Source organism: Tenacibaculum sp. 190524A02b, assembly GCF_964036645.1.
GTDB lineage: Bacteria > Bacteroidota > Bacteroidia > Flavobacteriales > Flavobacteriaceae > Polaribacter > Polaribacter vairaonense.
This window is the reverse complement of the sequence record NZ_OZ038525.1, coordinates 2,181,544-2,193,040: the sequence shown is the minus strand read 5'-3', so window position 1 is coordinate 2,193,040 and position 11,497 is coordinate 2,181,544. Positions and strand designations below refer to the sequence as shown.

The following is an 11,497-nucleotide window of genomic DNA, read 5'->3' as shown; positions in this document are numbered from 1 at the left end:
AAAATGAATTATATACAGCAGGCCTTCAAAGGGCAATTAGGGTTTTGGAAGTATGTTATTTACGCTTCAGTTTTCATGGGGTTTATGGCATTAAATTTTATAGCAATTGAGCTATTAAACCTAGATCAAGAAGCTTTATTAAAGAGAGAAATAGAGTTAAAAGGTGAAAATTTAGTCCTTATAGAAATGCTAGCTCCTTTTTTTGTTTTTCTAGGTGGTTTGTTATTATGGGTTAAATACGTACATAAACAATCTATAACTTCATTAACAACATCTAGGAAAAAAATAGATTGGAAACGGTTTTGGTTTGCTTTTTTAGTTTGGGGAGGAGTTACTGTGTTTTTTGTGGGGATAGAATACCTATTTAGCCCAGAAACTATGCAATTAAACTTTAAACCAAATAAATTTTTAGGTTTAGTATTAATTGGGGTTTTAATGATTCCAATACAAACTAGTTTTGAAGAATATTTTTTTAGAGGGTATTTATTGCAAGGTATTGGTGCAAAATTTAAAAGTAGACTTTTACCATTAGTATTTACTTCAGTAATTTTTGGATTAATGCATATAGCAAATCCTGAAGTAGAAAAATTAGGAATGCTAATAATGGTGTATTATATAGGAACAGGCTTTTTTCTTGGTATTATAACGTTAATGGATGAAGGTTTAGAATTAGCTTTAGGTTTTCATGCAGCTAATAATTTAGTAACAGCTTTGTTGGTGACAGCAGATTGGACCGCTTTTCAAACAAATTCATTATTTAAAGATATGTCTCAACCAAACTTAAGTACAGATGTATTAATTCCTGTATTAGTAATTTTTCCTGTATTACTATATATATATTCAAAAAAGTACGGTTGGACAAATTGGAAAGAAAAACTAACGGGAAAAATAAGTAAACCAGTTATTGAACCAGAAATTTAATTTTCGATGAAGTTTATTCATGCTAGTTTTAAATTGAATGGAAAATCATTTGAAAGCATTGAAGATTTATTAATGTTTTCTAAAAAACTTTCTGAAGAAGTAGTTAGCTTTTTAAAGGCTTGGTATGATGTTAATGATTTTGTAATAGTTCAAACTTCAGGATCAACAGGAAAGCCCAAATCCATAAAACTTAAAAAAGAATACATGGTAAATTCAGCAAAAGCAACAGGAGCTTTTTTTGAGTTACCAGAAAAAACATCAGCATTGTTATGTATGTCTGTAAATTATATTGCGGGTAAAATGATGTTGGTTAGAGCATTAACCTTAGGGTGGCACATAGATATAAAAAGAGCAGAAGCGAATCCATTAAAAAATGTAGAAAAAAAATATGACTTTTGTGCAATGGTGCCAATGCAATTAGCAGCATCACTTAAAGAGTTAGGTAAAATAGAAAAACTTATTGTTGGAGGAGGAGTCGTTTCAAATGATTTATATAAACAAATTCAAAATAAGTCTACTAAAATTTATGCAACTTACGGAATGACAGAAACCATAACGCATATTGCTGTTAAAAAGTTGAATCATTTTTCACTCAATAAAGAAGTATCTTATTACCAAGTTTTACCAAATGTTAACATAGCCTTAGATAAACGAAATTGTTTAGTAATAAACGCTCCAAAAGTAGCTAAGGAAAAAATAGTAACAAATGATGTGGTAGTATTAAAATCTGAAACCAGTTTCGAATGGCTTGGACGCTATGATAATGTAATAAACTCAGGAGGAGTTAAATTACACCCGGAAAAGATTGAGGAAAAACTAGCATTGATTATTCCCTCTCGTTTTTTTGTTGCTGGTATTAAAGACGAAAAATTAGGAGAAAAGTTAGTTTTAATTGTAGAAAAAGAAATGACTGAACGAGAAAAATTTATGCTAGAAAAAGAAATAGAGGAGGCAAATAACTTTCATAAATATGAAAAACCAAAGCAAATATTTAGTGTAAGTAAATTTGTAGAAACTGAAACAAAAAAGATACAAAGAAACCTTACTTTAAAGTTGCTAAACCTATAGTTTCTGTTTAAATAATGTAACTTTGCATTCATCTACAACTATGTATTTATAACATGATTTGGCTTTCTGAAAAAATAGAATTTCCACCTTATTCAATGGCTACTGAAGATGGAGTATTAGCACTTGGAGGAGACTTGTCATTAGAGCGTTTAATTCATGCTTATAAAAATGGAATTTTTCCTTGGTATAATGAAGGAGAACCTATTGTGTGGCATAGTCCTCCTGAACGTATGGTGTTATTTCCTGAAGAAGTGAAAGTTTCTAAATCGATGAAACAAGTGTTGAATAAAGGCGATTTTTTAATAACAGAAAATAAAGCTTTTGCTGAAGTTGTTTATAATTGTAAATATATCTATAGGAAAGATCAATTTGGAACTTGGATAACAGATGAAATGTTTGATGCCTATATAACATTACATAAAAAGGGATATGCAAAATCACTAGAAGTTTGGAAAGATCAAAAAATAGTTGGAGGGCTTTATGGTGTAGATGTAGGTAATGGTGTTTTTTGTGGAGAAAGTATGTTTAGTAAAGCTAGTAATATGAGTAAAGTAGCTTTTATTCATTTAGCTCAAAACTGTGGCTATAAATTAATAGACTGCCAAGTTTATAACGACCACTTAGCAAGTTTGGGGGCTAGAGAAATATCAAGAGAAACATTTTTAAAATGGCTATAATTTTTTTTGATATAAATTGTTAACAGACAAAGGCATTATTTTTTCACCTACCTTAACAAAACCTTGTTTTTCACAATAATTACAAAGCCCTTTATTATTAGCAACACAATCTAAACGAAGAAAATTTACACCGTCAATTTTTGCATTAGATGCTATCATATTTAATATTTTAGTTCCCATTCCTTTTCCCTCAAATTGTTCTTTTATAACTAAAGAGTGTACATAAATGGCATTGTCATTAGTGTTTCCCCAATACAATGTATCCTCTTTTAAAATACGTACCATTCCAAGCATGTTTTTGTTAGTATCTTTTATGAAGAAAAATTCATTATTATCAATACCTTCTTTAACCCATTTAATTTTTTCTTTAGGAGGATTTTTCCAATACTGCCAATGATCAATGTTTTTCTTAGCAATCTTTTCGGCTGCTTCTTTAAATAAAACTAAAATATTTGGTAGCTCATCAATTTTGATAAGATGTAAAGAAAATTCCATAAAATTAATTGTTTTCCACACCAAAGATAGGAAAGTAGTATCAGTTCTGGTGAGTTAATTTAAGTTAGGAATTTGGTAACAAATAAAGTGGTAATTCGTCTTTAAAAAGAATAACCAAATAATTGAAAAAATGACTAAGCAAAAGTTTTGGAAACAACTATTACAATTTATTACAATATTAATAACAATCATTTTACTTAGAGAATATTGTATAAAAGAATTGTTAGAAAAAGGAATGAATGATTATCAAACGCATACTTTATTGAGTACAATTGCTAATAGTATCCTAATAATATTTTCTTACATCTTCATTAAGAAAAATAAATTAACGGATTTAGCTGGGCTTAATAAAGCTATAAAGCCTCAAAAAGTATATTTATTAATAATACCATTGCTTTATTTAACACTTTTAAACCTATTAATAATGGATGATTTAGATCCTAATAAACTACTATCATTAGAATTATTAGTATTTATAATTTACTGTATATCCATTGGTTTAGCAGAAGAATTAAGCATACGAGGCTTTTTACAATCTCACCTAATAAAGTATATGGGAAATACTAAAAAAAAGATCATTCAATCAGTTGTGTTTGCATCATTCTTTTTTGGTTTGTTACATATTTTAAAGTTCAATAAAGGACTTTATGGAGAATTATCTCAAGTAGTATTTGCAATGTTTATAGGTGTGTTATTTGGAGTATTATTATTAATTGTTAAAAGAATATATCCATTAATAATAATGCATGCTTTAATTGATTTTATAGGAGGATTAGATACAGTTGGATTACCTAAAAAAGAAATTTCAAGTATAATGTCATTAGAAAATGCCATAATAATTTCATTACTCGTTTTACCTTGTTTGGTTTATGCAATTATCTTAATGAAAAAGAATGATCTTATAGGTTTAAGAAGTAAAAATTATATAAGAAAAGGGTAATTTTTAGAAAGCCATGCGGAGGTTAATATTATAAATTTATAGAATTAACTAACCAAACTTTTATTTAAAAATGAAAAAAATAATTTCAACTTTAGGAGAAACTTTAACTAAAGAAAAGCAACTATCAATTAACGGAGGAGGACCGCGTCAGTGTTATTCAGATAGTGATTGTAGGTCTGGAAGAGTATGCTGTTTTGTAATAAGATATAGAACTGATACTTGTGTAACAAGTAGAGAATATTGCTATTAAGAAATAATCATATTTGTAGTGTTGAAAAAAGGGACATAAATTTTAAATTTATGCCCCTTTTTTACTATAGATTTATGTGATTTTATAAAGAGTTACTCTTTTAAAACGGTAAAATCAATACTAGAATCTGTAAAAACAGAATGTGTTTGTGTTTTAAAATCTTTTTCTTCTGCCTTATAAATATTAGGAACATATGTTTGCGGATTCAAATCAATTAAAGGAAACCAAGTACTTTGTACTTGAATTTGTAATTTATGTCCCTTTTTAAACGTATGAAAAACGTCTTGTAGCTTTATATTAACAGCTGTTTTTTTATTAGGAGTAAAAGGCTCAGGATTTGAAAAACTATTTCTAAAGCGCCCACGCATCACTTCACTTCTAACCATTAAATGATAATTACTAAGTTTTAAATGAGTTTGCATTTCAGCATTATCATTTTCCATACTGTTAGGGTGTACATCAATAATTTTAACAATCCAGTCTGCCGCTGTACCAGTAGTAGCCACTTTTAGTTTCGCTAAAATATCACCAGCCAACGTAAAATCTTCTGTTAAAACATCAGTTTCAAAAACCAACACATCTGGCCTTCTAGCAGCAAAACGTTGATCGTCGGTCATATATTTTCTAGGAGTGTAAACAGTTTTAATATCTTCAGAATAAGGAACAGGTCTTTTAATATCACTAATAAAATTAATTTTATTAGCATCATTCTTTTTGGTTGTTAACTCTTGATTATTAGATAGGAAAAAAGTTTGCTTATGGGCATTTTTAGGAGGCCAAGTGGCATACGATTTCCAGCTTTTTCTACCAGTATCAAAAACATAGGCTTCGGGTAATTTTGATTGATGTGAACCATCACCTTTTAAAAAATGATTAAAAAATTTAGTTTCTATATCTTTTTGAAAGTTTAAAGAAATAGAATCTCCAAAGTAATAATTACCTACAGTATTAGCTTTTTTATTTCTAGCCCATCCACCATGATCCCACGGTCCAAAAACTAAGGTATTGTAGTTATTAGGTTGGTGCTTTTCAATTTTCTTATAAGTTTCTAAAGGACCATATAAATCCTCAGCATCAAACCATCCTCCTACAATCATAGTTGCTACAGTAGAAGGCACTTTATTTAAATGCTGAATAATACCTTTGCTCTTCCATATAGAATCATAATTAGGATGTTCAACAATTTCTTTCCAAAAAAAGTCATCTACTTGATTTTTATTAGCAACATTCTTACTATCTAGCTTTTCATACTTAAAATAAGAGTTCAAGTTTTTTAAAGGACCTTTGTCTAAAAAAAACTGATATTGATCCTCTGTTTTCATATCAGGAAAAGAATACCAAGATGAATCTGTAGGTTGATCTTTATACGTTCCAAACAATGGGATTACTTTAAAATAACTTAGTAAAAAAGCGCCATTATGGTGAAAATCATCAAAAAAGAAGTCTCCAATACAAGCTTGTGGAGAAGCTGCTTTCAAAGCAGGATGTGCATCAATGGCAGAAACTGTAGTATAGTGTCCTGGATATGAAATTCCCCAAGTTCCAACTTTTCCATTGGTATGTTGTACGTTTTTAACTAGCCAATCAATCGTATCATAGGTATCTGTAGTTTCATCGGTTTGTTTTTCCTTTTTATTAGGAATATAAGCACGCATATTATCATAAACACCTTCACTCATCCAACGGCCACGAACATCTTGATATACAATAATATTTCCTTCTTTCATTAAAATAGGATTAGGTCCAATTTTAGTTTTGAAAGCATCTTTACCATATGGACTACAGCTGTAAGGAGTACGTTGTAATAAAATAGGGTAGGTTTTACTAGTATCTTTAGGAGTATAAATAGTAGTATGCAATTTAATACCGTCTCGCATAGTAATACGAACTTCTTGTTTTGTATAATTATCGGCTACATACGTGTCTTCTTCTGGAGAAGTTGTAAGGATTGCTTTTTTAGTTGTTTTTTTAGCGCAACTACTCATAAAAACAAGTAAGCCTAAAATGAAAAGTTTATAAACTGGTTTCATAGTTGATTTTATAAAAAAATAGAGGTAAATATACTTAAAAGAATGAATTGATAAAGTAACTGATGTTAAAAAAATTAAATGACTTTTAAAACAGAAAATCAAAAGCTTTATTTTAGCAAAAAACATTAACGCTATTATGAGAGTAGTACTATCAATCCTAGCAATCGTATTTTTAACAAAATGCAAACAACCAGTTACAGAAAAAGTAGTAGCTACCATACCTAAAAAAGAATTTCCAAAACTAGAACCTAACAGATACAACGTTGCTTTTTTAATAATGGATGGTACTTTTAATACAGAGTTGACAGCACCGTTTGATATTTTTCAACATACTATTTTTAGAAAAGGAATCAAAGCAATGAATGTTTTTACCGTAGCAAACACTGATAAACCAATAACTACGTTTGAAGGAATCCGATTGTTACCTGATTTTAATTATTTAAAAGACAGTTTACCAAAAATAGATATTTTAGTAGTACCTAGTGCAGAACACCATTTAGATACTGACTTAGAAGATACTAAAATGTTGAATTTTGTTAGTAAAGTAGCGGAAGAAGCTGACTATGTAACCTCACATTGTGATGGTGCATTTGTACTAGCAAAAGCAGGATTACTAAAAGGCAAAGTGTCTACAACATTTCCTTCGGATATAGATAAAATGAGAGCGCTATTTCCGGAGTTAGATATTAGAAAAGAAGTGTTATTTGTACATGATGGTAAGTATATTACTTCAGCAGGAGGCGCAAAATCATTTGAAGCCGCTTTATACTTATGTGAACATTTATACGGAAAAGAAATCGCACAACGTTTGGCGCAAGGTTTGGTAATTAATTGGGATGTGAATAAAGTACCGCATTTAGTAATCAATGAAAAAGAAGAGTAATTAAAAAAGTATTTAATTAAATTCAGCTAAAGTTAATAAATGAGCCAATGTGTAACATTGGTTACAGACTTAATACTTTTTTACGAAAACAAACGTATTATCCATTGCATAATTGGTATTATTGCAATTAGCAATTCTATAGTAGTTAACTATAACAGGTATAGATTGTTGTTTAACAAATAAACTTAAAATGAATAGATTGGTAACCTTTAAACAAAATACAAGAGTATATACTTTAGTAACGTTTCTTCTTTTAGCTTTTATAAACCCAGCTTTTTCCCAGATTTTTAACCCAGTATCTTGGTCAACTTCTGTTGAAAAAATATCCGAAACAGAGTACAATTTAATTGCTACTGCAAAAATAGACGCTGGTTGGCATATATACTCGCAAAAAGTAGCTAAAGGAGGGCCAATTCCAACGTCATTTTTATTTGATAAAAACGACAAATACACATTAGAAGGAGAAGTAAAAGAAGAAAAGGGACATACGGTAAATGATCCTACTTTTGAAATGAAAGTAAAATCTTTTAGTAAGAAAGCCAAGTTTGAACAGCGTATAAAAGTAACAGAAGGAGTTACTAATATTAAAGGATCGGTTGAGTTTATGGTGTGTAGAGATACTCAATGTTTACCACCTAAAGAAGTAGATTTAAATTTTGATTTAACCAAAGCTAAAAAAGTAAGTAGTTTAAAAAAAAAGGGTGAAGATAATAAAAGTCAAAAAGGACTATTGTCTATTTTTTTAATAGCTTTTTTCTCAGGGTTTGCAGCGTTATTAACACCATGTGTATTTCCAATGATTCCTATGACGGTAAGTTTCTTTACCAAACAAAGTAAAAACAAAGCACAAGGAATTAGAAATGCGATTATTTATGGGATATTTATTATTGTAATATACGTACTTTTAGGTTCTATAGTTACTGCTGTTTTTGGAGCAGATGCTTTAAATGCCTTATCAACGAATGTATGGTTTAATTTAGCCTTTTTTGTCTTGTTAGTCATTTTTGCTTTTTCTTTCTTGGGAGCTTTTGAGTTAACCTTACCCAGTTCATGGAGTACTAAAGTAGATGCTCAGGCTGATAAAGGAGGGATAGTAGGTATCTTTTTTATGGCATTAGCCTTAGCAATAGTTTCTTTTTCATGTACAGGACCTATTGTAGGGACATTATTAGTAGAATCAGCGTCAAAAGGAGGAGTAGCTCCAGTAATAGGTATGTTAGGGTTTTCATTAGCAATTGCATTGCCTTTTACTTTATTTGCTATTTTCCCTGGGTGGATGAATTCTTTACCAAAATCAGGAGGTTGGTTAAACACCGTTAAAGTAGTCTTAGGTTTTTTAGAATTAGCATTTGCCTTTAAATTTTTATCAAATGCTGATTTAGTATTGCAATTGCACTTATTAGAGCGTGAAGTATTTTTAGCTATTTGGATTGCTATTTTTGGAGCATTGGCCTTTTATCTTTTTGGAAAAATTAGATTACCACATGATTCTCCTTTAACACATATATCTGTAGGTCGTTTAAGCTTAGGGTTGGCATCACTTGCATTCACAGTGTATATGCTACCGGGTTTATGGGGCGCACCATTAAATTTAATAAGTGCTTTTCCACCTGCTCAACATTATAGTGAATCGCCTTATGGAGTAGGATACCAAAAAACTAGCTCAACAAGTATTGTTCCTAACATCAGTGTCAATGTAAGTAAAAATACAGCGCATTCAAATGAGCTTCCAGAGGGAGCACATTTAATGCCTCCACATAATATTTTAGCGTTTAATGATTATGATAAAGGTTTGGCATATGCTAAAAAAGTAAACAAACCAGTATTGATTGATTTTACAGGACATGCTTGTGTAAACTGTAGAAAAATGGAGCAAAATGTTTGGGCTAAAAACAAGGTATTACAATTGCTAAAAAATGAAGTGGTATTAATCTCTTTATATGTAGATGATAAACGAGCATTAGAAGAAGATGAAATTGTAGAATCTAAGTTAACTCCGGGTAAAAAGCTACGTTATATTGGGGAAAAATGGAGCGAGTTACAAACCATTAAATACAAAACAAATTCTCAACCTTATTATGTGTTAATGGACACAGAGGAAGATAACCTAGTTGATCCAGTGGCTTATACACCAAATGTTGATGAATATTACAATTGGTTAAAACAAGGAATAGGTAAGTTTAAAGAGGGAATTACTATTACAATAAACTAAAACAAAAACGACCAATTGGTCGTTTTTTGTTTTTTATATCAGCGTTCTTACTAAATTTTATTTTATATAATCGACAATATCTTCAGGCCAAATGACAAATCTTCCATAATGTCCATTTCTTTCAATACCTCCTATTTCCTTTCCTTTTTTAGTAGTTACCCAATCGTCATCTCTTTTATACATAAGCTTTTGACTAGTAAACCAACTATTTACTTTTCTACTACTTAAACCTGTTAATTGAGATAATTCTTTAGTGGTTAGAAGTCTTGAATTAGAAAGTTTAGTCTTGTTAAGTATTCTTTCAATTGCCTTTTCTGAATTTAATTCAACTTTATTATTTACTTTCTTTACTGAAATTCTAATCTCTTCACTTATTGTAAGAAGCCTTAGTACTTCATTATAAATATCGTTATACAAATCTGAGTTTTTTTCTTTGGATACGTATATCCCCATTTCATCATTATTCTGTTGAGAAAATGAATATAAATTCATAGAAGTAACTATTGCTTCTTTTTCATTTAGATAACATTTAGCATGTAAGGAATTACATAAACTTGTTCTTATCCCAATTTGACTTTCAAGCCAGTTACTTTCCTCAACTTGAAGTTTGTTTTCTCTGTATATTATACGAATATCTTTTTTTTGAATATTAAGATTTTCTAAGTGATCTTTTATCCTTTTATGAAATTGAAGATATGGACTAATTAGAATAAGTCTATCTTCTGTATTTTTTATAAGTTCTTCTAAGTGGTATGATACTCCTGTGGTGTTTAAAAATTTGGCCATTTTCTTTCTTCAGTTTCTTAGTACTAGTATAAAGTTTTAGGTTTTAAAACTAAAAATAATCAACTTTAGAAGAATATCAATATCATATTAAGATATTTTAAATAAAATTTGTCAAAAATTCCCTAGCTAGCGCTCGACCCCGTCGAGTGACACACAAAGTTAATTTATAAACCCAACATCATCTATTTCTAGAATATTATTAACATTTTAAAAGTATTTACACATCTTTTATATCAATAAATAGGACTTCCATTTTTATATTGTTAAGCTTAAAAAAATCATTAAAACACTTAATACAAGCTCCTTTATCTCCGCTTATTTTATCCAAAATCACTTCAAAATTAGCTAAAGATTTTATCAATTTATAATCTTCTAAATTCTTTTTCAAATCGTAATAAATAAATTTAGAGCCCCATTCTTTTACATCAAAAATAACCTTTAAAATGTCGTATCCTACTTTTCTATTAGAAAAGTATTTTTCATAAAGGACATTGCTCATTTGTACAATATCACTATCTCCGTGGATTTCACATTTAATTACTCCCATAATTATTTATCTAATAATATTTTAATAACTCCAAATTCTATTAGCGGGCTCTTAGGTATATTCACACAACCTAGCTTATTTCCCTATCAATAAGCTTTTAGCTTCTTCTATATTTGGCTTGGTATTTAATTTTAAAGTACTAGCTAATATTTCTAACCAATGCCCCTTATCATGACTATTATGAAATGAAGCCCCATAAAGATATGCTTCATATGGATAAGTAGCTATATTCCTTTTTTTACATATTTTAGAAAAAACAATTGATAATGTTTCTTTATTGAGCTCTAATAATTTAAATTCTACTGGTAAAAAATCTACAGTAAAAAACAAAGCTAAACACAAATTAGATAAATTCATATAATTTGCATTATCAGGTAAAGATTCATCCAAATATGAAAAAAAATCTTTAAAATCATCGATTATAATACTTTCACTCATGTTATTTTATCAACTACTATTTTTTTAATAAAAGAGCTATAAAAATAAATACAGCACTATTATTAATATACCTTTAATCCCTTTCGTCTGGCTCTTCATCCTTTTCTAATGAATTATCTGTACAACTTTAAACAATAACATTCCTATAATAAATACAAATTCTACTACTACTATTTTATGTTTACATTGGTTTTTAAAATTAATAACTAATGTAAATATAAAGGTTAAGTGGGTTTTAGTTCTTTTTGTA

12 protein-coding genes are annotated in these 11,497 nt (G+C 29.2%); 7 read left to right on the top strand and 5 right to left on the bottom strand.

The genetic code is table 11. From position 1 onward, the window contains the following. Positions 1–3 precede the first annotated feature (3 nt). Genes ABNT65_RS08755 through aat form a run of 3 tightly spaced genes read left to right on the top strand, consistent with a single transcriptional unit; the run spans position 4 to position 2,666 of the window. Entirely contained in the window at positions 4–921 is a 918-nt protein-coding gene (locus ABNT65_RS08755) for a CPBP family intramembrane glutamic endopeptidase (protein ID WP_348704558.1), read from the top strand. A 6-nt stretch (positions 922–927) separates the two neighbouring features. Then, positions 928–1,989, top strand: a complete 1,062-nt coding sequence (locus ABNT65_RS08750; protein WP_348704559.1) for an AMP-binding protein — start codon at positions 928–930, stop codon at positions 1,987–1,989. Between the two features lie 53 nt (positions 1,990–2,042). Beyond that, entirely contained in the window at positions 2,043–2,666 is a 624-nt protein-coding gene (gene aat / locus ABNT65_RS08745; RefSeq protein ID WP_348704560.1) for a leucyl/phenylalanyl-tRNA--protein transferase, read from the top strand. Here the strand turns inward: aat and ABNT65_RS08740 are convergent. Then, the gene (locus ABNT65_RS08740; RefSeq protein WP_348747680.1) at positions 2,661–3,161 is read right to left on the bottom strand and encodes a GNAT family N-acetyltransferase; all 501 of its coding nucleotides are present in this window, start codon (positions 3,159–3,161) and stop codon (positions 2,661–2,663) included. The two genes, aat and ABNT65_RS08740, sit on opposite strands and share 6 nt — an antisense overlap. A 130-nt stretch (positions 3,162–3,291) precedes the next feature. Here ABNT65_RS08740 and ABNT65_RS08735 point away from each other — a divergent pair, with 130 nt between their 5' ends. Both ABNT65_RS08735 and ABNT65_RS08730 read left to right on the top strand, forming a co-directional pair. Next, positions 3,292–4,101: a CPBP family intramembrane glutamic endopeptidase gene (locus tag ABNT65_RS08735; RefSeq protein WP_348747679.1), complete on the top strand. Its 810-nt coding sequence runs from the start codon at positions 3,292–3,294 to the stop codon at positions 4,099–4,101. A gap of 70 nt (positions 4,102–4,171) precedes the next feature. Further along, positions 4,172–4,351 carry a hypothetical protein gene (locus ABNT65_RS08730; RefSeq protein ID WP_348704563.1) on the top strand — a complete coding sequence of 60 codons (180 nt, stop codon included), beginning with the start codon at positions 4,172–4,174 and terminating at the stop codon, positions 4,349–4,351. A 92-nt stretch (positions 4,352–4,443) separates the two neighbouring features. Here ABNT65_RS08730 and ABNT65_RS08725 read toward each other — a convergent pair whose 3' ends face one another. After that, positions 4,444–6,381, bottom strand: coding sequence for a CocE/NonD family hydrolase (locus ABNT65_RS08725; RefSeq protein WP_348747678.1), 1,938 nt, complete (start codon positions 6,379–6,381; stop codon positions 4,444–4,446). A gap of 136 nt (positions 6,382–6,517) precedes the next feature. Between ABNT65_RS08725 and ABNT65_RS08720 the strand changes: the two genes are divergently transcribed. Together ABNT65_RS08720 and ABNT65_RS08715 are read left to right on the top strand one after the other, a co-directional pair. Then, positions 6,518–7,264 carry a DJ-1/PfpI family protein gene (locus tag ABNT65_RS08720; protein WP_348747677.1) on the top strand — a complete coding sequence of 249 codons (747 nt, stop codon included), beginning with the start codon at positions 6,518–6,520 and terminating at the stop codon, positions 7,262–7,264. Between the two features lie 190 nt (positions 7,265–7,454). Continuing rightward, positions 7,455–9,476 (top strand): protein-disulfide reductase DsbD family protein, encoded by a 2,022-nt coding sequence (locus tag ABNT65_RS08715; protein WP_348747676.1) that lies wholly within the window; start codon positions 7,455–7,457, stop codon positions 9,474–9,476. Between the two features lie 57 nt (positions 9,477–9,533). On the opposite strand, the gene ABNT65_RS08710 is transcribed toward ABNT65_RS08715, so the two are convergent. The 3 genes from ABNT65_RS08710 to ABNT65_RS08700 all read right to left on the bottom strand — a co-directional run bounded on the left by ABNT65_RS08710 (position 9,534) and on the right by ABNT65_RS08700 (position 11,247). Further along, complete coding sequence (locus ABNT65_RS08710; protein WP_348739039.1) at positions 9,534–10,262, bottom strand: phospholipase D family protein; 729 nt, start codon at positions 10,260–10,262, stop codon at positions 9,534–9,536. A 217-nt stretch (positions 10,263–10,479) separates the two neighbouring features. After that, positions 10,480–10,809, bottom strand: coding sequence for a hypothetical protein (locus tag ABNT65_RS08705; RefSeq protein ID WP_348739038.1), 330 nt, complete (start codon positions 10,807–10,809; stop codon positions 10,480–10,482). A gap of 75 nt (positions 10,810–10,884) precedes the next feature. After that, the gene (locus ABNT65_RS08700; RefSeq protein ID WP_348739037.1) at positions 10,885–11,247 is read right to left on the bottom strand and encodes a hypothetical protein; all 363 of its coding nucleotides are present in this window, start codon (positions 11,245–11,247) and stop codon (positions 10,885–10,887) included. Between the last annotated feature and the right edge of the window lie 250 nt (positions 11,248–11,497).